At 59.5% G+C, this 23694-nt stretch carries 21 protein-coding genes; 11 read left to right on the plus strand and 10 right to left on the minus strand.

Features of this window, described 5'->3' with window-relative positions; all coding sequences use genetic code 11:
* Nucleotides 1-21: 21 nt before the first annotated feature.
* The 3 genes from ASD70_RS14095 (at nucleotide 22) to ASD70_RS14105 (ending at nucleotide 4942) form a co-directional block, all read left to right on the plus strand.
* Nucleotides 22-423 carry a response regulator gene (locus ASD70_RS14095; RefSeq protein ID WP_046072687.1) on the plus strand — a complete coding sequence of 134 codons (402 nt, stop codon included), beginning with the start codon at nucleotides 22-24 and terminating at the stop codon, nucleotides 421-423.
* Between the two features lie 248 nt (nucleotides 424-671).
* Nucleotides 672-1298: a response regulator transcription factor gene (locus ASD70_RS14100; RefSeq protein WP_046071609.1), complete on the plus strand. Its 627-nt coding sequence runs from the start codon at nucleotides 672-674 to the stop codon at nucleotides 1296-1298.
* Nucleotides 1299-1306: 8 nt separating this feature from the next.
* Nucleotides 1307-4942, plus strand: a complete 3636-nt coding sequence (locus ASD70_RS14105) for a transporter substrate-binding domain-containing protein (RefSeq protein WP_056846749.1) — start codon at nucleotides 1307-1309, stop codon at nucleotides 4940-4942.
* 66 nt (nucleotides 4943-5008) lie between these two features.
* On the opposite strand, the gene ASD70_RS14110 is transcribed toward ASD70_RS14105, so the two are convergent.
* Together ASD70_RS14110 and ASD70_RS14115 are read right to left on the minus strand one after the other, a co-directional pair.
* The gene (locus tag ASD70_RS14110; RefSeq protein ID WP_056846750.1) at nucleotides 5009-5491 is read right to left on the minus strand and encodes a GAF domain-containing protein; all 483 of its coding nucleotides are present in this window, start codon (nucleotides 5489-5491) and stop codon (nucleotides 5009-5011) included.
* Nucleotides 5488-6378 carry an ATP-binding protein gene (locus ASD70_RS14115; protein ID WP_043050454.1) on the minus strand — a complete coding sequence of 297 codons (891 nt, stop codon included), beginning with the start codon at nucleotides 6376-6378 and terminating at the stop codon, nucleotides 5488-5490. Before ASD70_RS14115 ends, ASD70_RS14110 begins: the two co-directional genes overlap by 4 nt.
* 165 nt (nucleotides 6379-6543) lie before the next feature.
* On the opposite strand from ASD70_RS14115, the gene ASD70_RS14120 reads away from it, so the two are divergent.
* The gene (locus tag ASD70_RS14120; RefSeq protein ID WP_046072686.1) at nucleotides 6544-8853 is read left to right on the plus strand and encodes a hybrid sensor histidine kinase/response regulator; all 2310 of its coding nucleotides are present in this window, start codon (nucleotides 6544-6546) and stop codon (nucleotides 8851-8853) included.
* Nucleotides 8854-8872: 19 nt separating this feature from the next.
* Here ASD70_RS14120 and ASD70_RS14125 read toward each other — a convergent pair whose 3' ends face one another.
* Nucleotides 8873-9358, minus strand: coding sequence for a glutathione peroxidase (locus tag ASD70_RS14125; RefSeq protein WP_043050455.1), 486 nt, complete (start codon nucleotides 9356-9358; stop codon nucleotides 8873-8875).
* An 89-nt stretch (nucleotides 9359-9447) separates the two neighbouring features.
* Nucleotides 9448-9840 carry a peptide-methionine (R)-S-oxide reductase MsrB gene (msrB, locus tag ASD70_RS14130; protein WP_046071605.1) on the minus strand — a complete coding sequence of 131 codons (393 nt, stop codon included), beginning with the start codon at nucleotides 9838-9840 and terminating at the stop codon, nucleotides 9448-9450.
* Nucleotides 9841-10042: 202 nt separating this feature from the next.
* On the opposite strand from msrB, the gene ASD70_RS14135 reads away from it, so the two are divergent.
* The gene (locus tag ASD70_RS14135) at nucleotides 10043-11254 is read left to right on the plus strand and encodes a pyridoxal phosphate-dependent aminotransferase (RefSeq protein ID WP_056846751.1); all 1212 of its coding nucleotides are present in this window, start codon (nucleotides 10043-10045) and stop codon (nucleotides 11252-11254) included.
* Nucleotides 11255-11557: 303 nt separating this feature from the next.
* The gene (htpX, locus tag ASD70_RS14140; RefSeq protein WP_043050458.1) at nucleotides 11558-12445 is read left to right on the plus strand and encodes a protease HtpX; all 888 of its coding nucleotides are present in this window, start codon (nucleotides 11558-11560) and stop codon (nucleotides 12443-12445) included.
* Nucleotides 12446-12501: 56 nt separating this feature from the next.
* Here htpX and ASD70_RS14145 read toward each other — a convergent pair whose 3' ends face one another.
* A complete protein-coding gene (locus ASD70_RS14145; RefSeq protein ID WP_056846752.1) occupies nucleotides 12502-13158 on the minus strand; it encodes a thiopurine S-methyltransferase in 657 nt (218 codons plus the stop codon).
* A gap of 103 nt (nucleotides 13159-13261) precedes the next feature.
* Here ASD70_RS14145 and ASD70_RS14150 point away from each other — a divergent pair, with 103 nt between their 5' ends.
* Nucleotides 13262-14029 (plus strand): DODA-type extradiol aromatic ring-opening family dioxygenase, encoded by a 768-nt coding sequence (locus ASD70_RS14150; protein ID WP_056846753.1) that lies wholly within the window; start codon nucleotides 13262-13264, stop codon nucleotides 14027-14029.
* 83 nt (nucleotides 14030-14112) lie between these two features.
* On the opposite strand, the gene ASD70_RS14155 is transcribed toward ASD70_RS14150, so the two are convergent.
* Nucleotides 14113-15786, minus strand: coding sequence for a DEAD/DEAH box helicase (locus ASD70_RS14155; RefSeq protein WP_043050461.1), 1674 nt, complete (start codon nucleotides 15784-15786; stop codon nucleotides 14113-14115).
* A gap of 410 nt (nucleotides 15787-16196) precedes the next feature.
* Here ASD70_RS14155 and ASD70_RS14160 point away from each other — a divergent pair, with 410 nt between their 5' ends.
* Nucleotides 16197-16988, plus strand: coding sequence for a crotonase/enoyl-CoA hydratase family protein (locus ASD70_RS14160; RefSeq protein WP_056846754.1), 792 nt, complete (start codon nucleotides 16197-16199; stop codon nucleotides 16986-16988).
* 143 nt (nucleotides 16989-17131) lie between these two features.
* Here the strand turns inward: ASD70_RS14160 and ASD70_RS14165 are convergent, their stop codons facing one another.
* Nucleotides 17132-17887: a spermidine synthase gene (locus tag ASD70_RS14165; RefSeq protein ID WP_056846755.1), complete on the minus strand. Its 756-nt coding sequence runs from the start codon at nucleotides 17885-17887 to the stop codon at nucleotides 17132-17134.
* Nucleotides 17888-18010: 123 nt separating this feature from the next.
* On the opposite strand from ASD70_RS14165, the gene ASD70_RS14170 reads away from it, so the two are divergent.
* A complete protein-coding gene (locus ASD70_RS14170; protein WP_056846756.1) occupies nucleotides 18011-19357 on the plus strand; it encodes a class II 3-deoxy-7-phosphoheptulonate synthase in 1347 nt (448 codons plus the stop codon).
* An 89-nt stretch (nucleotides 19358-19446) separates the two neighbouring features.
* Here ASD70_RS14170 and ASD70_RS14175 read toward each other — a convergent pair whose 3' ends face one another.
* A complete protein-coding gene (locus ASD70_RS14175) occupies nucleotides 19447-20658 on the minus strand; it encodes a winged helix-turn-helix domain-containing protein (protein WP_056846757.1) in 1212 nt (403 codons plus the stop codon).
* 45 nt (nucleotides 20659-20703) lie between these two features.
* Nucleotides 20704-20910, minus strand: a complete 207-nt coding sequence (locus ASD70_RS14180) for a DUF1127 domain-containing protein (RefSeq protein ID WP_046071598.1) — start codon at nucleotides 20908-20910, stop codon at nucleotides 20704-20706.
* Between the two features lie 70 nt (nucleotides 20911-20980).
* Here ASD70_RS14180 and ASD70_RS14185 point away from each other — a divergent pair, with 70 nt between their 5' ends.
* Nucleotides 20981-21862 carry a LysR family transcriptional regulator gene (locus ASD70_RS14185; protein WP_056846758.1) on the plus strand — a complete coding sequence of 294 codons (882 nt, stop codon included), beginning with the start codon at nucleotides 20981-20983 and terminating at the stop codon, nucleotides 21860-21862.
* Here the strand turns inward: ASD70_RS14185 and ASD70_RS14190 are convergent.
* Complete coding sequence (locus ASD70_RS14190) at nucleotides 21852-22601, minus strand: sulfite exporter TauE/SafE family protein (RefSeq protein ID WP_046071596.1); 750 nt, start codon at nucleotides 22599-22601, stop codon at nucleotides 21852-21854. The two genes, ASD70_RS14185 and ASD70_RS14190, sit on opposite strands and share 11 nt — an antisense overlap.
* A gap of 108 nt (nucleotides 22602-22709) precedes the next feature.
* On the opposite strand from ASD70_RS14190, the gene ASD70_RS14195 reads away from it, so the two are divergent.
* Nucleotides 22710-23660 (plus strand): LysR family transcriptional regulator, encoded by a 951-nt coding sequence (locus ASD70_RS14195; protein ID WP_056846759.1) that lies wholly within the window; start codon nucleotides 22710-22712, stop codon nucleotides 23658-23660.
* The last annotated feature ends 34 nt before the right edge of the window (nucleotides 23661-23694 follow it).

The raw sequence follows: 23694 nt of genomic DNA on the forward strand, positions 1-23694 counted from the left end.
TTGACTCACTGTGTGTTCTCTATGCCCAGATACCCTCTTCGTATTCTTTTGGTGGAGGATCACCCCTTTCAGCTCCTGGCCACCCAATGCCTGCTCAAAAGCTTCGGTTTCGACCAACTGACGCCCGTGGAAAATGCCGAGCAGGCCATACGCTTGATGAGCCAGTCCGAACACCCCTTCGATCTGATGCTATGTGACCAATGCCTGCCTGACTTGCCCGGGCTTGAACTGGTAGAAATCGCCAGCCGCCAGCGCTTTATAACCAGTGCGATTCTGTTGAGCGGGTTACCCCCGGCGGAACTGATTAATCTGAAGATGCAAGCCTTGCAACGAAATCTCCCGCTTCTTGGCTACTTATCAAAACCATTGAACAAAGATCAACTTGAACACTTGATTGCCTCGACTTTCACTTATCGAATGTAGGAAATTAAACATTTCCACTAGAGAAAACCGACGTGAGGCTAATCGCAAATACCAAGGCGCCATTACATGACGCCATCATGTCCAAAATGCTTACATACACCTCCATCACACCTAGCAACTTGTAGGTGCATGCCTTTTCTAGCGTAGGAACTTTCCTGTTTTGCCTCTACCGCCCTAAGGCTTCATGCTGCCCCCTCACCTTCTGAGCTAATGTGCCCGCTTTATTTGCACCTGCATGGAATGTGATTATGAACTCTGTTTTTATTATCGATGACCACCCGGTTATACGACTCGCCATTCGAATGTTGCTGGAACACGAGGGTTACAAGGTCGTTGGCGAAACAGATAACGGATGCGATGCCATACAGATGGTGCGTGAATGCCTTCCGGACCTGGTGATTCTCGACATCAGCATTCCCAAACTTGATGGCCTTGAAGTCCTCTGCCGCTTCAACGCGATGAACACATCGATGAAGACGCTGGTGCTGACGGCCCAGTGCCCTACGCTCTTTGCGACGCGATGCATGCGTTCGGGCGCCGAGGGGTACGTGTGCAAGGAGGGGGATCTGAGCGAGTTGCTCAGCGCCATTCGCGCAGTGCTATCGGGCTATAACTACTTCCCCAGCCAGGCGCTGAATAGTCCCGGCACCGAAGGCATGGACGCCCAGGAGCTGGAACTCTTCAAAACAGTCAACGACCGCGAACTGATGGTGCTGCAACTGTTTGCACAAGGCCGTACCAACAAGGAAATAGCCAAGGGTATGTTTCTGAGCAATAAAACTGTGAGTACTTATAAAAAGAGGTTAATGCAGAAACTCAAGGCCAAATCCTTGGTAGAACTCATCGAGATGGCAAAACGAAACGCGCTAGTGTGAGAAAGCGGATGCCCAGGCGTATAAAGGACTATCTGATTATATTGAGTGCCGGTTTGTGCTTCAGCACCACTGTGCTCGCGGAGCACCAAACCAGCCCGGAACACTTCACCCTCTTGAGTCGTGCCGGAGCCATTCAACTAGACACTCATTTTGACAAGGCTCAGCGCCAGTGGCTGCAGAACAAACGTGAACTGGTGCTGGGTACCTCCGCACCTGACTACCCGCCTTTCGATCTCACGTCCAGCGGTCATGATTACGAAGGCCTCACCGCTGATTACGCTGGGTTGCTGGCCAAGGCGCTCTCCTTGCCCATCAAAGTCATGCGCTACCCGTCACGCAAGGATGCCATTCGAGCTTTGGAGGCCGGGGACATAGATTTATTGGGCTCCTCCAATGGCTTTGAAGCCGCAACCCCCAATCTCATCCTGTCTGAACCCTACGCCGTGGACCAGCCTGTACTGGTCACCCGCGAGGGAGAAACCCGCAGTCTGAACGAAGGCCTGGAAGGGCTACGCTTGAGCCTTGTCTACCATTACCTGCCCCTCAACGAAGTAGAGAAGCTGTACCCCAATGCGGTCATCCGCGCCTATCCGTCTTATCAGAATGCCTTGAATGCAGTGGCGTTCGACCAGGCGGATGTGTTTCTTGGCGACACCATTTCCACCCATTACATGATCAACAAGGGTTATCTCAAAAATATCCGCATGGCCAACTTCGGCAAGCATGAAGCTTATGGTTTCAGCTTTGCTACGCGCCAAGACAATCGGATCCTCCTGAGCATTGTCGACTCAGTCCTGGCAGCCGTGCCCGTCAACGAACGGGATAGCATCGCCAAACGCTGGAGCGCCGGCAGCGATATCCTGCTGACCGATAAGAAACTGCAACTGACCCAGCGTGAAGAACGCTGGCTCAAAGAGCATCCTGTGGTGAAGGTGATCGTGAACGAAACCTTCGCGCCACTCACCTTCTTTGACGCGGACGGCAATTTTCGCGGGATTACCGCCGACCTCCTGGAGCTGATACGCCTGCGAACCGGCCTGCGTTTCTCGATCGAGCGCGGACGTGACGTCAATGCAATGATCGAGCAAGTCACCAGCCAGAAAGTCGATATGATCGGCGCTATCGTCCCGAGCAACGAAAGAGACTCGCAGCTCAATTTCAGCCGCCCTTACCTTGAAAATTCCTACGTACTGCTGACGCGCAAAGAGCCCGGCGCGCCCTCGAATATGGAGCAAATGGCCGGCAAGCGCCTGGCGATAACCCAAGGCAATCCCCTGGCCGCGAGCTTGAGCACGGACTTCCCACAGATTCACCTGGTGGAAACCAGCGATACGTTCCGGGCGGCGGAATTGCTCGCCCAGGGGCAAGTGGACGGTGCCGTGAACACTCTGGTCATCGCCAACTACTTCCTGTCTTCCCAGGTTTTCCAGGACAGGCTGCAAATCAGCGCCAGCATCGGCACGACCCCCGCCACATTCACCTTGGCCACATCGCGCCAAGCCACGGAATTGAGTTCAATCCTCGACAAGGCGCTGCTCAGCATCGCCCCGGATGAAATGGGCGTGATCAACAGCCGCTGGCGTGGCTACACCGCCGCGTCCGACAGCTACTGGCGCAACTACCACCAACTGATAGCGCGGATCATCATCGGCACCGGGCTCCTGCTGTTGATCTCCTTGACCTGGAACGCCTACATGCGCCGCCAGATCAAGCACCGCAAAATGGCCGAGCGCGCCCTCAATGATCAGTTCGAATTCATGCGCGCACTGGTCAATGAGACGCCACACCCGATCTACGTGCGCGACCGCAATGGCCTTCTGCAGACCTGCAACGACAGCTACCTGCAGGTATTCGGTGTGAAGCGCGAAGACGTGATCGGCAAAAGCGTGACCCAGATGAGCATGGCCCTGGAGTCGGAGGCGGCGCAATACCACGCGGACTATCAGCGCGTGGTGGCCGAGGGGAACCCACTGATCCTGGACCGCAGCCTGCATATCCATAAGAAGAAACTGACCATCTACCACTGGATCCTGCCCTACCGGGACTCCACCGGCGAGGTTCAGGGCATCATCGGTGGCTGGATCGACATCAGTGACCGGCGCCAGTTATTCGATGAGCTACGAGCCGCCAAGGAGCGCGCCGACGAGGCCAATCGCGCCAAAAGTACGTTCCTTGCCACCATGAGCCATGAGATCCGCACGCCGATGAATGCGGTGATCGGCATGCTCGAACTGACGCTCAAGCGCGCCGACCAAGGGCACCTTGATCGCCCGGCGATTGAAGTGGCATACAACTCGGCCAAGGACCTGCTGGAATTGATCGGCGATATCCTCGATATCGCGCGTATTGAGTCCGGTCGTCTCAGCCTGGCCCCGGAGCGCGTCAACCTGCGGGAGGTAATCGAGTCGGTCGTGCGCGTCTTCGATGGCCTTGCACGCCAGAAAACCCTGAGCCTGTTGCTGGAGTTCAAGCCCGACCTCAATGACATCGAGGTGCTGATAGACCCCCTGCGCTTCAAGCAAGTGCTCTCGAACCTCGTCAGCAACGCGATCAAATTCACCGAACTCGGACAGGTGAAAATCAAAGTAGAAATACAGCCTACCCAGGCGCCGGAGCAGGTCGAGTTGAAGCTCGTCGTGGAGGACACCGGCATCGGCATCAACAGGGAAGACCAGTTGCGCCTGTTCGAACCCTTTGCCCAAGCCGACAACTCTGGTCACCTGGCCAGGAGCGGTGCGGGGTTGGGACTGGTCATCTGCCGCAGCCTGTGCGAAATGATGGGCGGTCAATTAAGCCTCAGTAGCGTGCCCCTGGTAGGCACCCAAGTGCACGTCAACCTCAGGATGCCGCGCCTGAGCCCGGTCCAGGCGCTGGGAGAGCACACGCCTGAGACGCCGGCCCGCACACCCGTGCTGAACGTGCTGGTGGTCGACGATCACCCGGCGAACCGCCTGCTGATGTGCCAGCAACTGGGCTACCTGGGCCATCAATTCACCGCCGCCGAGCACGGCGCAGCCGGATTCCAGGCCTGGCGCCAGGAACGTTTCGACCTGGTGATCGCCGACTGCAACATGCCTATCATGAATGGCTACGAGCTGAGCCGTTCAATCCGCGAATACGAGCAACGGGAACAATTACCTGCCTGTGTGGTGCTGGGTTTTACCGCCAATGCCCAGCCGGAGGAAAGGCTACGGTGCGTGCAGGCCGGCATGGATGACTGCCTGTTCAAACCCATCAGCCTGACCGTGCTGGAGCGGCAGTTGGCGCAGATCGCCCCTCAACCGGCAAGCACACGACTGGACCTGGGGTGCCTGGAGGCCCTGACCGGCGGCGATCCGCAATTGAGTCGACGCTTGCTGGAAGAGCTGTTGAGCAGCAGCCGTCAAGACCGCCAGGCACTCATGGACCTGCTGAGCGGTAAAGCCTCGCTGACGGACATCATTGAGCAGGCCCACAAAATCAAGGGAGCTGCCCGTATCGTTCAAGCCACTTCGCTGGCCGGGCAATGCGAAGCACTGGAACAAGCCTGCTCGCGCAATGAGCATTGGGCTGCGATCGAAACCGGTATCAAGGCCCTGGAAAAACTCATGCTGGAACTGGAGAGGGTCCTGCAAATTCAACTGGATGACCTGGACAGTCTGTAAGCGCCTGAACGCTGTAGGAGCGAGCAAACTCTCGCTCCTACAGAACACGGCATCAGCGCGCTTGTCTCAGCAATCGGTCAACCGCAGGAAGATGGCTGCCAGCTGTTCAATCCCCACTTGGTCCTGAGGTGTAAAACGGCCCGGCAACGGGCTATCGAGGTCGAGGACGCCGACCAGTTGACCGTCCTTGACCAACGGCACCACCAATTCGCTGTTGGAAGCGCTGTCACAGGCGATATGCCCCGGGAAAGCATGCACATCCTCCACGCGCTGGGTTTGCCGTGATGCCGCCGCCGCGCCACACACCCCGCGTCCGAAGGGAATTCGCACACAAGCGATCTGGCCCTGGAATGGCCCAAGCACCAGTTCGTCATTGCGATTGAGGTAGAAGCCTGCCCAATTCAAGTCATCCAACTGATTGAACAGGAACGCGGAAAACTGCGCACTGTTGGCAATAAAGTCCCGCTCATCGGCGAGCAACGACTCAAGCTGCGCGCACAGCATGGCATAGCCATCTAGGCCGGTACCGGCCTGTTGTAAATCGATCATGGTTGACGTTCCAGCAATTTAAGACCCACCCAGTAACGGGCGAACTGATAGGCACAGCGGCCATTGCGGTTGCCGCGGCCGGTAGCCCAACGCACCGCCAGCACATCGAGTTGTTCGTCGCGCTGCCACTGCAAGCCAGCCTTGCCGGCCAACTCGCCGATCCAATGTTCCACCACATCCAGGAAGTGCTCCTGGGTGAATGGGTAGAACGATAGCCACAAGCCAAAACGGTCCGACAAGGCAATCTTGTCTTCTACCGCCTCACTCGGGTGCAACTCGCCATCCACGCGTTTCCAATTGTCATTGTCGCTCTGGTTTTCCGGCACCAGGTGGCGACGGTTGGATGTGGCGTACAGCAGCACGTTTTCCGGCGCCTGCTCAAGGGAACCGTCGAGCACGCTCTTGAGCACACGATAGTCGCCTTCGCCGGCTTCGAACGACAGATCATCGCAAAACAAAATAAACCGCTGTGGTAGCTTGACCAACTGCTCGACCACCCGTGGCAGGTCGGCCAGGTGGTCTCGCTCGATTTCGATCAAACGCAAGCCCGCCTTGGCATGCTGGGCGAGCAAGGCGCGTACCATGGAGGATTTTCCGGTGCCGCGCGACCCCCACAACAACGCATGATTGGCGGGCAAGCCATCGAGGAACTGCTGGGTATTACGCGCCAGTTGTTCACGTTGCTTGTCGACGCCGATCAGGTCCGACAGGCGCATGTCCAGGCTCACTTGCAGCGGCAACAGAAAGCCACTGCGCCCTTCGCGCTGCCAACGGGCGGCCAGGCATTGATCCCAGTCGATGGCCTCGCGCAGGGCGGGCAACAAGGGTTCCAGGCGCGCGAGTACCGCATCGGCCCGCTCAAGGAAGGCATTCAATCGAGAATCCATGACTATTCCTCTGGCAAGTTCTTGTAAAAGATGGCGTATTAGCAACCCTGCGACACACCGCATGAGGCTGCATTAAAACAACGATTCATGCCGGGCGAGCCAGAGCTTGTGGATGTTCAGCTATGCTTGCCGGGCGAAGGGAAACGTGAAGTGGTTCAACACTCGATGGATATCAAGTTCGCCCACCGCTTGTCTTATAAACAAGCCAGATTGACTGTGCTGGTCGGTTTCGTCTTGGGAACCTTGCTCAGCCTGATCCAAATCGGCATTGATTATGCCAGTGAAGACGCATCCATCAACCGTGAAATACGCTCACTGATCGAAATCAGTCATAACCCCGCCTCCCGCATCGCCTACAACATCGATGCCGAACTCGCCCAGGAGCTGGCCCTGGGGCTGCTGCACTCCCCAGCCATCACCCGGGCGCAGTTGATCGACAATAATGGCGTGGTCCTGGCCGACGTCGATCGTCCGCGCAAGGAAAGCAACTACCGGCCCATCAGTGATTTTTTGTTCAGCGCCAACCGTCAATTCGAGGACCGACTGTACCTCGGCCATATGCCGGACGAATCACTTGGCGTGCTGCGCCTTGACGTCGATACCTACGCCTTCGGCAGCCGCTTCCTGCACCGTGCCGAGATTACCCTGCTTAATGGATTTGTCCGCAGCCTGCTCCTGACCGGAATTCTGTTGGGCTTGTTCTACGTGATGCTGACCCAGCCGCTGGTGCGCATTATCCGAGAGCTGAGTGCACGCAAACAGGCGCGCCTGGATTGCCCACCGGGACACGAACATGACGAAATCGGTGTGCTGGTCAATGTCGCCAACCTGCAATTCGAAAACATGGAGACCGAAATCCAGCAACGGCGGCACGCCGAGGACCGCCTGACGGAATACTTGGGCCAGCTGGAAAATATTGTTTCTGCGCGCACCCTTGAACTCAAGGCCAGCAACCAACGCTTGAGCCGATCCAACGATGAACTGGAAGCGGCGAAGACAACTGCACTGGCCATGGCCCAGGCAAGGGCGGCCTTCCTGGCCAATATGAGCCATGAAATCCGCACACCGCTCAATGGACTGCTGGGGATGATTGCGTTGTCGCTGGACAGCCCGCTGAACGCCGAGCAACGACAGCAATTATCCATCGCCCATGATTCAGGCAAAGTACTGGTCGAATTACTCAACGATATCCTCGACCTGTCCAAATTCGACGCCGGCCAGCTGGAACTGGAACATATCCCGTTCGACCTGGGCTCGCTGGTGGAAGACACCGCCAACCTGCTGTCGCAAAACGCGGCGCCGAGCGTGGAGCTGACTTGCCTGATCGATCCACAGTTTCCCGCCCAGGTTATCGGCGACCCGACTCGTGTGCGGCAAATCGTCAGTAACCTGCTGTCCAATGCCCTGAAGTTCACCCGCTTCGGACGCGTCGATGTACGCCTGCGTGCCGTGGAGGGCCGGGTCAACATTGAAGTATGTGACACCGGCATCGGCATCGCCCAGGATGCCCAGGCGAAGATCTTCCAGCCGTTCACCCAGGCCGGTGCCGGCATCACTCGCCAATTTGGCGGCACAGGGTTGGGGCTGGCGTTGACCCGTAACCTGTGCGAAGCCATGCAAGGACGCTTGAGCATCAGCTCGGAGGTGGGCTTTGGCAGCCAGTTCTGCGCCGATCTGCCGCTGCCCACGCATCTACCTGCCACGCGCCACAGCCCACTCACAGGTGACGTGATTGCCATCACCCACGCCGGCGGCGGCTTGACGGAGTTGCTCACCACTCTGCTGCCTTCCTGGGGGCTGACGCCACGCTGTTATTCCCAGGACGATGACTTGAGCGCACTGGCCCCCGACCTGTTGATCACCGATTGTCCGGAGTGCCTGTTTCGCTTGCGCCCTGGGATCCGCGCCCCGATCTTGCTGATCACTGCCTACGGCAACTTCATGCCTGGCGAAGAGGTAGCGGCCCTGGCACCGCTGCAGCAACAAGCACGACCATTGAGCCGCAATGCGCTTTACCAGATCCTGCAACGCAACCTGCGCAGCGACGTAGAACTGATCCTCGATCCGATTCAGATGGAGTCCGCACCGCTTGCTCACCGGGCACGTATCCTGTTGGTTGAGGACAACCCGGTCAATCAACTGGTGGCCAAGGGTATGCTCAGCAAGCTGGGATGTGAGGTCATCGTGGCCGCCCATGGGGGCGAAGCCTTGACGATGCTTGAGGACCAGCGCTTCGACATGGTGCTGATGGACTGCAACATGCCGGTGATGGATGGCTACGAAGCCAGCCGACAGATTCGCCGCAGCGGGCGCTGGCCGGACCTGCCCATCGTCGCCTTGACCGCCAACGCCCTGTCCGAAGAGCGCGAGCGCTGCCGGGCGGCGGGCATGAACGACTACTTGGCCAAGCCGTTTCGCCGCGAAGAACTCCATGCCCTGTTGGAGCTATGGGTACCGACGATCTCAAGTCTCTGATCTGCCTGCGCACTGCATCTCACTTGAGCAGGGCTTCGATCGCCTGGGTCAAGTCCTGGGGCTTGGTCGTCGGCGCAAAACGCTTGACCTGCTTGCCATCACGGCCGATGAGAAACTTGGTGAAGTTCCACTTGATGTTCTTGGAACCCAGCAGCCCCGGGGCCTGTTTTTTCAACTGCACGAACAGAGGGTGGGCATCGCTGCCATTGACATCGATCTTCTTGAACAGCGGAAAACTGACACCGAAGTTCAGCTCACAGAACTCGGATATCGCGTCTTCGTTGCCCGGTTCCTGCTTGCCAAACTGATTGCAGGGAAAGCCGAGCACCACCAGGCCTTGATCCTTATAGTGCTGCCAGAGTTGCTCCAGGCCCTTGTATTGTGGCGTGAAGCCGCATTTGCTGGCGGTGTTGACCACCAGAATGGCCTTGCCGGCGAAGTCGGCCAAGGTCTTTTGCTCGCCCTTGATAGTGGTGCAAGGGATGCTCAGCAGGGATTCGCTCATGGCAGAGCCTCAAGTCAGGGGAAGAAGTTGTAGGAGCGAACTTGTTCGCTCCTACAGTGATCCGTGTAGGCCTGTTTACAGCTTCAAGCCTAGCGCGGCACCAGGTCCAGGCACACCGAGTTGATGCAATAGCGCAGCCCGGTTGGCGGCGGGCCGTCCGGGAACACATGCCCCAGGTGCGCGTCGCACTTGGCGCAGGTGACCTCGGTACGGATCATGCCGTGGCTGACGTCGCGGATCTCAATCATCGCGCTGTCAGCAATCGGCTCGTAGAAGCTGGGCCAGCCGCAGCCGGAGTCAAACTTGGCGCTGGAATCGAACAGTGGCTCGTTGCAGCAGATGCAGTGGTAAACGCCATCGGTCTTGGTGGCATTGTACTTGCCGCTGAACGGTCGCTCGGTGCCCTTGAGGCGGCACACGTTGTACTGTTCGGGATCAAGCATGGCTTTCCATTCATCAACGGTTTTCTGCAACTTTTCCATTGGTACACCTCGGCAACTGAAAAACCCTGATCTGTGTCTTTTCCATGGATCAGGCGGCACGTATGATTGCGCCTCTTCAAAACGCCAGTCTGGCACCCGCGCCTCCGGCATTCAAACGTATTTATGGGTGCGAACCGCGCAGGATTCACCCCAGGGTAGTGCCCGCGCCGTCTGGATCGTTCATTTTCAGGATCACATCGCCATGCAGGTCAGCAAATCGAACAAGCTCGCCAACGTCTGCTACGACATTCGCGGCCCGGTGCTCAAGCACGCCAAGCGCCTGGAAGAGGAAGGTCATCGCATCCTCAAGCTGAACATTGGCAACCCGGCGCCGTTTGGTTTCGAAGCGCCGGACGAAATCCTCCAGGATGTGATTCGCAACCTGCCGACTGCCCAGGGCTACAGTGATTCCAAGGGCCTGTTCAGTGCGCGCAAGGCGGTGATGCAGTACTACCAGCAAAAGCAGGTTGAAGGTGTCGGTATCGAGGACATCTACCTGGGCAATGGCGTGTCCGAGCTGATCGTGATGTCGATGCAGGCGCTGCTCAACAATGGCGACGAAGTGCTGGTGCCGGCACCGGATTACCCACTGTGGACCGCCGCCGTGACCTTGGCTGGCGGCAACCCGGTGCACTACCTGTGTGACGAGGGTGCCGACTGGTTTCCGGACCTGGCCGACATCAAGGCCAAGATCACCCCGAACACCAAGGCCCTGGTGATCATCAACCCGAACAACCCCACCGGCGCGGTGTACTCCAGGGAAGTGCTGCTGGGCATGCTCGAACTCGCACGCCAGCACAACCTGGTGGTGTTCTCAGACGAGATCTACGACAAGATCCTCTACGATGACGCCGTGCATATATGCACCGCATCCCTGGCCCCGGACCTGTTGTGCCTGACCTTCAATGGCCTGTCCAAGTCCTACCGCGTGGCGGGTTTCCGCTCCGGCTGGATCGCCATCTCCGGCCCCAAGCACAACGCCCAGAGCTATATCGAAGGCATAGACATGCTGGCCAACATGCGCCTGTGCGCCAACGTACCGAGCCAACACGCCATCCAGACCGCCCTCGGTGGCTACCAGAGCATCAACGACCTGATCCTGCCCCAGGGGCGCCTGCTGGAGCAGCGCAATCGCACCTGGGAGCTGCTCAACGCTATTCCCGGCGTCAGCTGCGTGAAGCCCATGGGCGCGTTGTATGCGTTTCCGCGGATCGACCCGAAAGTGTGCCCGATCCTCAACGACGAAAAGTTCGTGCTCGACCTGCTGCTGTCGGAAAAGCTGCTCGTGGTCCAGGGCACCGCGTTCAACTGGCCGTGGCCGGATCACTTCCGCGTGGTGACGTTGCCTCGAGTGGATGACCTGGAGATGGCGATTGGTCGCATCGGCAACTTCCTCAAGTCCTATCGCCAGTAAGGGAATTGACCCTGTGCGGCCCGCTTCGGGTCGTACAGCGATTATCTGCAACACTTCTTTGTCGCTTACGTGTTGTGGTATTTCACTTCCCCCCCGCCCGAGGCGTACCCCCTATAATCACGGGGCGGCAAGGCAAACTAGTGTGGGTCATGGCTTACAATACAGGTCGGAAAATCCCTTCAAGCCACTACATTCAAGCTGTAGGACACAGTTTGAAATAGTCGCTCGGTTGAATCACCCCATGCCGCACCTTATATACCCCGCAGTACGCGACATATTAAGCATGAGGAGAACCCTACAACCATGATGCGCATCCTGCTGTTCTTGGCCACTAACCTGGCGGTCGTGCTGATTGCCAGCATCACCCTGAGCCTTTTCGGCTTCAACGGGTTCATGGCGGCCAACGGGGTTGACCTGAACCTCAATCAGCTGCTGGTCTTCTGTGCGGTCTTTGGTTTCGCCGGCTCACTGTTTTCGCTGTTCATCTCCAAATGGATGGCGAAGATGAGTACCAGCACCCAGGTCATCACCCAGCCACGCACCCGGCATGAGCAATGGTTGCTGCAGACCGTCGAGCAGCTGTCCCGCGAAGCGGGTATCAAGATGCCCGAGGTCGGGATCTTCCCGGCCTATGAAGCCAATGCCTTTGCCACTGGCTGGAACAAGAACGACGCGCTCGTTGCCGTCAGCCAGGGCATGCTCGAACGCTTCTCGTATGACGAGGTGAAAGCCGTACTGGCTCACGAGATCGGCCACGTAGCCAACGGCGACATGGTGACACTGGCGCTGGTTCAAGGCGTGGTGAACACCTTCGTGATGTTCTTCGCGCGCATCATCGGCAACTTTGTCGACAAGGTAATTTTCAAGAACGAAGAAGGCCGTGGCATCGCCTACTTCGTGGCGACTATCTTCGCTGAACTGGTACTGGGCTTCCTGGCCAGCGCAATCACCATGTGGTTCTCGCGCAAACGCGAGTTCCGCGCAGACGAAGCCGGTGCCCGCCTGGCCGGCACCGGGGCGATGATCGCAGCGCTGCAACACTTGCGCTCCGAACAGGGGCTACCGGTGCACATGCCGGACAGCCTGACCGCCTTTGGCATCAACGGTGGCATCAAGCAGGGCATGGCTCGCCTGTTCATGAGCCACCCGCCGCTGGAAGAGCGGATCGACGCACTGCGTCGTCGGGGCTGATAACCCGGCAACACGAAAAAGGGGCGATTGAATCGCCCCTTTTTCGTGGCCGCGATTTACCTCTTGGTCAGCCGATAAACGCGCTCCTCAAGGCGGGCGACGCCGTCCGCCATGAATTTGCGGCTCTGACTCAGAATGTCCAGCTCTTGCAGCGTGACAACGTTCCAGTGCGGCCCCAGCAGCGACTGCACTTCCTCATCCGGGACAGAAAAAGGCGGGCCAGCCCTTTGCGCCTGGTCGTAGTCGACAGCGATCAGCAGGCCCTCACAGCCACGGGCCAGCAGGCTGTCGAGATGCTCGGTGTATTGCGGCCGCATCTGCTGTGGCAAGGCAATCAGTGCCGCACGATCATACAGCGCCTTGCAGTCGGCCACGGCCCCAGCGTCTAGGGCGAAGAAATCACCGCACCACACTTCGATCAGGCCCGCCTGATACACCTTGAACGCGCCTCTTTGATCGACTTGCGGCGTGAGCGCCCGCTCGCTGAAGAACGCCTTCACCGCCTGCTCCGACACCTCCACGCCCATCACACGATGCCCGCGCCCCGCCAGCCACATCATGTCCAGGCTTTTGCCGCACAATGGCACGAAGACCTTCGAGCCCCCGGCCACGGCCAACGTTGACCAATACTGCTGCAAGTAGGGATTAACCTCGACCTGATGAAAACCGATCTGATTGGTGGCCCAGCGTTCCTGCCAAAATTTTGCGTCCATGCACCCTCCTGATAAATCGATCAAAAGACACTAAAACTTATATTAGATCTAGATAAACATTCTGATTAAAGATAGCTCGATATTAACCTTCAGGACGCTTCCTATGCTCCCCAGCCTGTTCATCTCCCACGGCTCACCCATGCTGGCGCTGCAACCCGGTGCCAGCGGCCCTGCATTGCAGCGTCTGGCGGCCGAGCTGCCACGACCGAAGGCGATCGTGGTGGTATCGGCGCACTGGGAAAGCCAGGAACTGCTGGTCAGTGGCGGCGCCGCGCCCGAAACCTGGCATGACTTTGGCGGCTTTCCTCGCGAACTGTTTGCCGTGCAATACCCTGCGCCGGGTGACCCACAATTGGCGAGCGAGATTGTCGAGCTGCTGCAAGCAGACGGCCTGGACGCACACATCGATAACCAACGCCCCTTCGACCATGGCACCTGGGTACCCCTGTCGCTGATGTATCCAGCGGCCGACATTCCGGTGGTGCAAGTCTCGTTGCCCAGCCGCATGGGCCCTGCCCTGCAAACCCGGGTCGGGCATGCCCTTCGCAGCCTGCGCGAGCGAGGGGTGCTGTTGATCGGTTCCGGCAGCATCACCCACAACCTCGGTGAGCTGGACTGGCGCGCCGGGCCGGAGACGATCACACCGTGGGCGCGAGAGTTTCGCGACTGGGTGGTAGACAAACTTGCGACCGATAACGAAGCCGCCCTGCATGACTATCGCCGCCAGGCGCCCCATGCCGTGCGCAGCCATCCCAGCGATGAGCATTTATTGCCGCTGTATTTTGCCCGGGGGGCAGGCGGGCAATTTGGTTTGGCTCATCAGGGGTTCACGATGGGGGCATTGGGCATGGACATCTATCGCTTCGGCTGACTGAGACCAGTAATTCAAGGCAAAAAAAAATCCCCGAACCAGTCGGGGATTTTTTATTTGCGATCAATCAGCCAAAGGGCGGATCAATCTTCGCGGTAGCGACGCAGCTTGAGCTGCTTACCGGCAACGCGAGTGTCTTTCAACTTGGCCAGCAGTTTTTCCAGGCCGTCTTCCGGCAGCTCCACCAGGGAGAAGCTGTCACGCACCTGAATGCGACCGATGGCTTCACGCGCCAGGCCACCCTCATTGAGGATAGCGCCCAGCAGGTTCTTGGCAGCGATACCATCACGCGCACCCAGCGCGGTACGGCAACGTGCACGGCCTTCAGCCAATGGCACCGGAGCGCGACGCTCACGATCACCACGGTCCGGACGGTCGCCGGAACGCTCTGGACGATCACCGCGTGGCGCGCTGTTCGGCACCAGTGGGCGCTCTTTCTCGATGGCGGCCAGGGTCAGGGCCTGACCGTTGGTGGCTTTGCGCAGCAGGGCTGCAGCCAGGGCACGTGGGGTGCAACCGATATCGGCGGTCAGGCGGTCCAGCAGGTCGCCGTGGGTCGATTCAGCGTCAGCCACCAGGGGTGCCAGGCTGTTGGTCAGTTTCTTGATGCGGGCATCGAGAACGGCCTGGGCATCCGGCAGGCGGACCTCGGCAACTTTCTGACCGGTTACACGCTCGATCACTTGCAGCATGCGGCGCTCACGTGGAGTCACCAACAACAGTGCACGACCTTCGCGACCCGCACGGCCGGTACGGCCGATACGGTGAACGTAGGACTCTGGATCGTACGGCATGTCAACGTTGAACACGTGGGTGATACGTGGAACGTCGAGGCCACGGGCAGCAACGTCGGTCGCCACAACGATGTCCAGGCGGCCATCCTTGAGGGAGTCGATCACACGCTCACGCTGGTTCTGGGCAATGTCACCGTTCAGCGCAGCGGCCTTGTAGCCTTTGGCTTCCAGGGCACTGGCCAGGTCCAGGGTCGCTTGCTTGGTGCGCACGAACATGATCAGGGCGTCGAAGTCTTCGACTTCCAGCAGGCTCAATACAGCCGAGGTCTTCTGGTCAGCGTGAACCAACAGGTGAGCCTGTTCGATCGCGGTAACGGTCTGGGTCTTGGTCTGGATCTTCACGTGTTGCGGATCGCGCAGATGGCGCTCGGCAATGGCACGGATCGACTGCGGCAAGGTGGCCGAGAACAGTACGGTCTGACGGGTTGGAGGCAGCGCCTTGAAGATGACTTCCAGGTCATCCATGAAGCCCAGCTTCAACATTTCGTCGGCTTCGTCCAGAACCAGGTGATTCACGGTCGACAGCACTTTCTCGTCACGACGCAGGTGGTCGCACAGGCGGCCAGGGGTGGCGACAACGATCTGTGCGCCATTGCGGATGGCTTTCAGTTGTGGGCCCATAGGCGCGCCGCCGTAAACGGCCACAACGGTAACGCCCGGCATTTGCTTGGCGTAGGTTTCGAAAGCGGTTGCTACTTGCAGCGCCAACTCACGGGTTGGCGCCAGGATCAGGGCTTGCGGCTCGCGCTTGGCAGGATCGATGCAGTGCAGGATAGGCAGGGCGAACGCGGCGGTTTTACCGGTACCGGTTTGCGCCTGGCCAATCATGTCTTGGCCGGCCATGATGATCGGGATCGATTGCTGCTGAATAGCCGAAGGTTCTTCGTAGCCAGTCGCGATGACGGCAGCGAGAATGTTCGGGTTAAGATTAAAAGCGGCGAAGCCGCCGGTTTCCTGGGTCATGGGTCTGCCTCTAAGTGCATCCGCAAAGACCCATGCTCCAAAGCTGCGCATGCCGTGTTGAGACTCAAGAGTCGCCCTGGCTGCTTTGTCGGCGGGGATTTGCGAAAACGAATGAATGAAAAAGATTCGTCAAGGAAGAGTCCGCTGTGCGGACGTGCAGCCGAAGCTGACTTCGGGGAATTGCGCTACCTAAACGCGGCCCGGTTAAAGGCCGGCGCGCACTATACCGGAAATAGCTGAAAAAGGGAGCTTTTTTTATCGCCAGGCACCGATAAACCGCGCTGCGTCACGGTTTTTGCAGATCTTGGCGCCAGGGTCTATTTTTCAAAAGCCCGGTCCTGTTGGTGATGACGCTTAAACGGTTCACCTTCCATTGGTCTGAAACCTTTCCCCGCCCGAGGGCAAACCCGATGAATCAAGCCAGCAGCAGCCGTGTCAGCCGTGAACTGCAGGGCCACGTCCTGCTTTTAGGCCTGGATCGAGTCGACAAGCGCAATGCCTTTGACCTGGACTTGCTCAATGAGCTGAGCCTGGCTTATGGCGAATTTGATCGGCATAACGAAGCACGGGTGGCCGTAGTATTTGCCCACGGCGACCATTTCACCGCCGGTCTGGATCTGGCCAACGTCAGCGGCGTGATGGCTGGAGGCTGGCAACCGCCGCTGGGAGGTTGCGACCCATGGGGCGTTTTTGCAGGCCACAGGGTCAGTAAACCGGTGATCGTCGCCGCCCAGGGCTACTGCCTGACCATCGGTATCGAGTTGATGCTCGCTGCGGATATCAATCTGTGCGCGAGTAATACCCGCTTTGCGCAGATGGAAGTGCAACGTGGGATTTTTCCGTTTGGCGGCGCCACATTGCGTTTTCATCAGGTCGCCGGCTGGGGCAATGCAATGCGCTGGCTGCTCACTGGCGACGAGTTCGATGCCCATGAAGCCTTGCGCCTGGGCCTGGTGCAGGAAGTGATGGCCAGTGAGGACCTGCTGCCCCGCGCCATCGAGCTGGCCAACCGAATCGCCCGCCAGGCGCCGCTCGGCGTGCAAGCGACGTTGATGTCGGCCCGCCAGGCACGCATGGAGGGCGAAGCCGCCGCCGCCGCCGCGTTGCCGCCGATGGTGGATAAACTGCTTAACAGCGAAGACGCCCGGGAAGGTGTGCGGGCAATGGTGGAGAAGCGGCCGGGGGTGTTCAAGGGCATTTGAGTTACCCACGGATTCAAGCCTGCGTTCGGCCAGCGTGTTTGACGGGGCGCCTGAGATCAAGATCAAAAACCAGAGCAACAGCAACAGCGCAAGAGCAAGCAGTTGTGTAGATACCCATGCCCCGATGGCGCCAGAGCAGACAACTAGGTTGCCGGCCGAATAACCTTGATCAATGGCTGCAACGAGTAACCCAACCGCGGCGCCAAGGCTTCGGCACGAGCCGAAAGCGCCTCCAGGTTCAACTCCTGATCCAACTCCAAAGGCACCAACAGAATCACATTGCCCTCCTTCACGGGCAGCTCCCAATAGTGCCGGTGATACAACCCACGCAGCAACGCCGCGCCCAACGGTTTGCCATCATCGGTGGCCCACTGATTGATCACCAGCCAGCCGCCGGGGTTGAGTTTCTTCTGGCAGTTTTCCAGGAAGGTCCAGGCCAAGTGGCCCACACCCGGGCCGACATCGGTATACAGGTCGACGAAAATCAGGTCGGCCGGCTCGGCGGTGTCGAGCAACTGCAGCGCGTCACCGATGCGAATGTACAGGCGCGGGTCGTCGTCCAGCCCCAGATATTCAATCGCCAGGCGCGGTACGTCAGGACGTAGCTCAATGGCCTCGACATCTTCCAGTGCCAGGAACTTGAGGCACGCCTGGGTCAGCGTGCCGGCCCCCAGGCCAAGGAACAACGCGCTCTCAGGTTGCTCATGGCACAACGCACCGATCAACATGGCGCGGGTGTAGTCGTACTCCAGCCAGCTCGGGTCGGCAGTGAACACGCAGCTTTGCTCAATGGCGTCGCCAAACTCGAGAAACCGGTAATCGGCCACTTCAAGCACACGGATCATGCCGAAATCATCATGGACTTCGGCCAGCAGGCGCTCGACACGCTCCTCGGTCATCACTACTCCTAAAGGGTTTACCGCACGACAAAGGCGCGATTGTCGGCCAGCGGCCGCAGCAGGTCACGCACTAATTGCTGCTAACATTAGTGCCCTAACAGCCACCCATCACACGAGTTCACGATGAGCCAACCCTGGAGCCCCGATAGCTGGCGTACCTTGCCGATCCAGCAACAACCCCAGTACCCGGACGCTGCGCACTTGCTGCAAGTGGAGCAGAGCCTGGCCAGCTACCCGCCGTTGGTGTTCGCCGGGGAAGCCCGTGAGCTGCGCCGTCAGTTTTCCGAGGTGACCCAGGGGCGCGCATTCCTGCTGCAAGGCGGCGATTGCGCCGAAAGCTTTGCCGAGTTTTCCGCCGCGAAAATCCGCGACACCTTCAAGGTGCTGCTGCAGATGGCCATTGTTATGACCTTCGCCGCCGGTTGCCCGGTGGTGAAAGTCGGACGCATGGCCGGCCAATTCGCCAAGCCACGGTCGGCCAATGATGAAACCATTGACGGCATCACCCTGCCCGCCTACCGCGGCGACATCGTCAACGGCATCGGTTTCGACGAAAAAAGCCGCGTGCCGGACCCGGACCGCCTGCTGCAGTCCTACCACCAGTCCACCGCAACCCTCAACCTGCTGCGCGCGTTTGCCCAGGGCGGTTTTGCCGACCTGCACCAGGTGCACAAGTGGAACCTGGACTTTATCGCCAACTCCGCCCTGGCCGAGAAGTACAGCCAACTGGCCGACCGCATCGACGAGACCCTGGCCTTCATGCGCGCCTGCGGCATGGACAGCTCGCCACAATTGCGCGAAACCAGCTTCTTCACTGCCCACGAAGCATTGCTGCTCAACTTTGAACAAGCCTTCGTGCGCCGCGACAGCCTGACCAACGACTACTACGATTGCTCGGCCCATATGCTCTGGATCGGCGACCGCACTCGCCAACTGGACGGCGCCCATGTCGAGTTCCTGCGTGGCGTGAACAACCCGATCGGCGTGAAGGTCGGGCCGAGCATGAACCCGGATGACCTGATCCGCCTGATTGACATCCTGAACCCGGACAACGACCCTGGCCGCCTCAACCTGATCGCCCGCATGGGCGCAGGCAAGGTCGGCGACCACTTGCCCAACCTGATTCGCGCCGTGCAGCGCGAGGGCAAGCAGGTGCTGTGGAGCTCCGACCCAATGCATGGCAACACCATCAAGGCCAGCAGCGGCTACAAGACCCGCGACTTTGCGCAGATCCTCGGCGAAGTGAAAGAGTTCTTCCAGGTGCACCAGGCCGAAGGCAGCTATGCGGGCGGGATTCATATCGAGATGACCGGACAGAACGTCACCGAATGCATCGGCGGCGCACGGCCGATCACCGAAGACGGCCTCTCGGACCGTTATCACACCCATTGCGACCCGCGGATGAACGCCGATCAGTCGCTGGAGCTGGCGTTCCTGATTGCCGAGACCTTGAAGCAGGTCAAAAGGTAGGAGCAAGCTTGCTCGCGAAGGCCGTTAACGATGACGCGAAACGTCGGATTAACGAGGCACCCTTGAGTTTTTCGCGAGCCAGCTCGCTCCTACACCAGGGCCGCCCTTAACCGGGCGGCACTGGGGCGCTGGCAATTGAGCTGAACCTGCTCCAGCCCCAGCCAATTGGCCATCTGGCGCAGGTTCAAGGCCAGCGCCGACATGCCTGCGTCATCCAGGCCCGTCTCCTCCTCATGCACCGCATGCACCGTCAGGCGCCCATGGCCACGCTCGGCCCGCAGATCAACGCGGGCGGCGATCCGCTCATTGTGCAAAAACGGCAGTACGTAGTAACCGTACACCCGCTTGTCTTGCGGGGTGTAGATCTCCAGTCGATAGCGGAAATTGAACAAACGCTCCGTACGACTGCGCTCCCAGATCAACGAATCGAACGGTGACAGCAAGGCGCTGGCCGCGACTTTGCGTGGCACCTTCGGCACCGGCAGGCAGTACGCCGGTTGTTTCCAGCCCTGCACCTGGCACGCCAGCAGGCGACCATCCTCGACCAACTCGGCCACGCGCTTGCGGCTGTCGGCGGGGTCGAGGCGGAAGTAATCGCGCAGGTCCTTCTCGGTGGCGACGCCCAACGCCGTTGCGCTATGCAACAGTAAGCCACGCTGAGCGTCGGCCTCGGTGATGATGGTTTGGAGAATCTCGCCGGGGATAACACGCTCCGGCAAATCATACAGTCGCTCAAACCCCCGCCGCCCTGCGACGGTGACCAAACCGGCGGCGAACAACCATTCCAGCGCGTGCTTTTCATCACTCCAATCCCACCAGGGCCCGGCGCGCTCCTCACGGGTCGATAAACTGCCCGCGCCCAGGGCGCCTTGCTGCTCGACAATGTGCAGCACGCGCTGGATAGTCGCCTGCTGTTCACGGCCGAAACGCGCCATCTGCGCATAGATCCCGTGCCCCTGCCTGGCCCGCTCCATGCGCCAACGCATCAGCGGGTACAACGTCATGGGCAGCAGCGAGGCCTCATGCCCCCAATACTCGAACAGCGAACGCCGCCTGCCCAGGCTCCAGGCCGCTTGTTCAAGGATCAACGGGGAATAATGGCCCAGGCGGGAAAACAACGGCAGGTAATGGGAACGCACCAGTGCGTTTACCGAGTCGATCTGCACGACACCCAGGCGGTCGATAAGCCGATTGAGGTGCATGGCTTTTATCTGTGCAGGCGCCTGGCGCCCGGAAAAACCCTGGGCGGCCAGCGCCATTCGTCGAGCTTGCTTGAGTGAATAAGACAGGTCGGCGGGCATGGGGCTCTCCATGGAAACTCGCCCTCTACCCTACTGCATCCTGGCTTATTTGCGCAGCGGGTCTTCCCAGAAATGCCGATGGGTTTCCTGCGCTACGTCGGCACGGTTGAGCCCAATGTCCTTGAGCGCATCATCGCTCAAAGTCGCCAGCAACTGGCGTTCCTGATGCAGCAGTTGCCAGCGTGCGAACGTATGGAACAGGCCGGCAAACGGCCATTTGTCCAACAATACAAAACCTTTTTGACCTTTCATCTTCTCGCCCTCCAGTGGGGATGACGAAAGTGTGGGCCTGGCGCTATGATCAATCCAACGAATGTTTCTTATGCAATACATCTCGGAGATTGATCAATTGGCTGGCTACCCGAGCATCGACACAGAAGTGCTACGCACCTTCGTGGCCATCGCCGATCAAGGTGGTTTTACCCGCGCCGGAGAGCTGGTCAACCGCACCCAATCGGCAGTGAGCATGCAGATGAAGCGCCTGGAGGAAGATGTACTGCAGCGCAAGTTGTTCGAGCGTGATGGTAGGCAGGTACGGCTTACGCCCGAAGGCCAGGTGCTGCTGGGGTATGCGCGGCGTATCCTGAAACTGCACAGCGAAGTGTTCAATACCCTGCGCGAGCCCCATATGGTGGGGCTCGTACGCATCGGTACGCCAGATGACTATGTGATGCGTTTCCTGCCGGGGATCCTGAAGCAGTTTTCCAAAGCCTACCCACTGATTCAGATTGAGATGCACTGTGAGGCGTCCTCCGTACTGATGCAGCGGCGAGACCTGGCGCTGACCGTGATCAGCCGCGAGCCTGGTAATGATATTGGCGAGTTACTGCGCACTGAACGCATGGTCTGGGCAGCATCACCCTGCTTCTGCGTGGATGAGCATGACGCGCTGCCCCTGGCGATTTCCGGCGATGACTGCCTGTACACCCATTGGGCGCGAGCCGCACTGGACGCAGCTGGACGCGAGTACCGCCTGGCCTACCACAGCTCCAACGGAGCGGCGATCCAGGCGGTAGTCAGTGCTGGCCTGGCGGCGATGGTCAGCATGGAAAGCCTGGTCACCGACGACCTGCGGGTGCTGGGCAGCGACGAAGGCTTTCCACCGTTGCCGTCAATGAACCTGCGCTTGCTGCGCAATCCACAGATGACGTCACCGATCACCGAATGCCTGGCCGAGTACATCGTCGAAGGCTTCAAACTTTAAACGTCAGCATCACCGCACACACCACCAGGAAACCACAAAACAACCCGCGCAACAGCCGCTCCGGCAATGCATGGGCCACTTTCACGCCCCAGCTGATACTGAGCAGGCCCCCCACAGCCAGCGGCAGGCCGATCATCCAGTCCACCTCGTGGTGCCAGGCGTAGGTGACCAGGGTCACGCTGGTGCTGGGCAGCGCCAAGGCCAGCGACAAACCCTGGGCCACCACTTGAGTGGTGCCGAACACGCTGGTGAGCACTGGCGTGGCGACTACCGCGCCCCCTACCCCAAATAATCCGCCCATGGAGCCGGACGCTGCGCCCAACACGCCCAGCCAGGGCCAGGAGTACCGCATCTGCGCCGTTGGCGGCGCGTTGCGGGTGAACATGCGCAATAGGTTGTAGGCCGACAAGGCCACCAGGAAAACAATAAAGCCGATGCGCATTGCCCCGGCATCCAGCCCCACCGCCCAGATCGACCCCAGCCAGGCAAAACAAAAGCCCATCACGCCAAGCGGCAAGGCGTGGCGCAGCTCGATGCGATTACGCTGGTGATAACGCCACAGGGCGAGCATTACATTGGGTACCACCATGACCAACGCGGTGCCCTGGGCTATTTGCTGGTCCAGGCCGAACAACACGCCGAGCACCGGAATGGCTATCAGCCCGCCACCAATGCCAAACAGCCCGCCCACGGTGCCCAAAGCCGCACCCAATATCAGGTACATCACTAAATCCAACACCGCTCGCTACTCCGCAATCCCAAGGCTGACATGCTACGCAGTCGGCCCTGGCGCGGAAACGCACAGCAACGCACAATGGCTATGCCGATCCCGCACAAGCGCTTGTCTATGAACCCTAATACTCTGACCGATCAACTGAGCCTGTTTCTCGATGTGATGGAAACCGGTAGCTTTTCCGCTGCCGCACGGCGTCATCCACTGACGCCCTCCGCAGTCGCCCGTCGAATCGACAGCCTGGAAAGTTCAGTGGGTAGCCGCCTGTTCCAGCGCAGCACCCACGCAGTGGTGCCTACACCTGCCGGCCTGGCCTTTGCCGAACGCGCGCGGCGGATTGTCAGTGAATTGCAATTGGCGCGGGCCGAAGCGGTGTCTCTGAGCCATGCGCCGGAAGGCTTGATCCGGCTGGATGCACCGGCAGCGTTTGGTCGCCGCCACTTGGCGCCGGTGATCGCGGACTTCTTGAACGTGTATCCAGGGCTGGATGTGCACCTGCACTTGATCGACAGTTTTGTCGATATGCAAGGCGCACACCTGGGCAAGGTCGACCTGGTGCTGCGCGCCGGGCATATCGTCGACACTCGCCGGATCGCTACACCCCTGGCGAGCATCGTGCGCATTGCCTGCGCCAGCCCGGCCTACCTGAAAAACCGCGGCACACCCACCCATCCTCGGGAACTGAACGAGCATGACGGCCTCGATTGGGATGGCCTGGCGCCGATGTTCGCCTGGCGTTTTGAACTGGACGGGCGCCGCACGACCTATCGCCCCCGGCGCATCCGCATGAGCGCCAATAACGCCGAGGCGCTGCTTTCGGGCGCACTGGCCGGGCTGGGCATCGCGCACCTGCCGACCTGGCTGGCCAGTGAATACCTGGTGCGTGGCGAGCTGTTGCCGCTGTTTTGTGAAAACGGCTTGCCCAGCCCGGAAACCGCCGGCATTTACGCGCTGCGCCTCGAACAGCAGCCCAACGCACGTAGCCGGTTATTGCTCGAATACCTCAAATCCCGTTTCAGCCCGGTGCCGCCCTGGGATCTGGCGTTGCAAAGCGGGCTAGTCTGACCATCCGGGCAGAATTACCTGGCGCATTAAAGAT

The organism is Pseudomonas sp. Root569 (genome assembly GCF_001427465.1).
Classification (GTDB): Bacteria; Pseudomonadota; Gammaproteobacteria; order Pseudomonadales; family Pseudomonadaceae; genus Aquipseudomonas; species Aquipseudomonas synxantha.

Coding starts and splice junctions, on each gene's coding strand:
- ASD70_RS14095 (WP_046072687.1), top strand. CDS start 22: ATGCCCAGATACCCTCTTCGTATTCTTTTGGTGGAGGATCACCCCTTT.
- ASD70_RS14100 (WP_046071609.1), top strand. CDS start 672: ATGAACTCTGTTTTTATTATCGATGACCACCCGGTTATACGACTCGCC.
- ASD70_RS14105 (WP_056846749.1), top strand. CDS start 1,307: ATGCCCAGGCGTATAAAGGACTATCTGATTATATTGAGTGCCGGTTTG.
- ASD70_RS14110 (WP_056846750.1), bottom strand. CDS start 5,491: ATGATCGATTTACAACAGGCCGGTACCGGCCTAGATGGCTATGCCATG.
- ASD70_RS14115 (WP_043050454.1), bottom strand. CDS start 6,378: ATGGATTCTCGATTGAATGCCTTCCTTGAGCGGGCCGATGCGGTACTC.
- ASD70_RS14120 (WP_046072686.1), top strand. CDS start 6,544: ATGGATATCAAGTTCGCCCACCGCTTGTCTTATAAACAAGCCAGATTG.
- ASD70_RS14125 (WP_043050455.1), bottom strand. CDS start 9,358: ATGAGCGAATCCCTGCTGAGCATCCCTTGCACCACTATCAAGGGCGAG.
- msrB (WP_046071605.1), bottom strand. CDS start 9,840: ATGGAAAAGTTGCAGAAAACCGTTGATGAATGGAAAGCCATGCTTGAT.
- ASD70_RS14135 (WP_056846751.1), top strand. CDS start 10,043: ATGCAGGTCAGCAAATCGAACAAGCTCGCCAACGTCTGCTACGACATT.
- htpX (WP_043050458.1), top strand. CDS start 11,558: ATGATGCGCATCCTGCTGTTCTTGGCCACTAACCTGGCGGTCGTGCTG.
- ASD70_RS14145 (WP_056846752.1), bottom strand. CDS start 13,158: ATGGACGCAAAATTTTGGCAGGAACGCTGGGCCACCAATCAGATCGGT.
- ASD70_RS14150 (WP_056846753.1), top strand. CDS start 13,262: ATGCTCCCCAGCCTGTTCATCTCCCACGGCTCACCCATGCTGGCGCTG.
- ASD70_RS14155 (WP_043050461.1), bottom strand. CDS start 15,786: ATGACCCAGGAAACCGGCGGCTTCGCCGCTTTTAATCTTAACCCGAAC.
- ASD70_RS14160 (WP_056846754.1), top strand. CDS start 16,197: ATGAATCAAGCCAGCAGCAGCCGTGTCAGCCGTGAACTGCAGGGCCAC.
- ASD70_RS14165 (WP_056846755.1), bottom strand. CDS start 17,887: ATGACCGAGGAGCGTGTCGAGCGCCTGCTGGCCGAAGTCCATGATGAT.
- ASD70_RS14170 (WP_056846756.1), top strand. CDS start 18,011: ATGAGCCAACCCTGGAGCCCCGATAGCTGGCGTACCTTGCCGATCCAG.
- ASD70_RS14175 (WP_056846757.1), bottom strand. CDS start 20,658: ATGCCCGCCGACCTGTCTTATTCACTCAAGCAAGCTCGACGAATGGCG.
- ASD70_RS14180 (WP_046071598.1), bottom strand. CDS start 20,910: ATGAAAGGTCAAAAAGGTTTTGTATTGTTGGACAAATGGCCGTTTGCC.
- ASD70_RS14185 (WP_056846758.1), top strand. CDS start 20,981: ATGCAATACATCTCGGAGATTGATCAATTGGCTGGCTACCCGAGCATC.
- ASD70_RS14195 (WP_056846759.1), top strand. CDS start 22,710: ATGAACCCTAATACTCTGACCGATCAACTGAGCCTGTTTCTCGATGTG.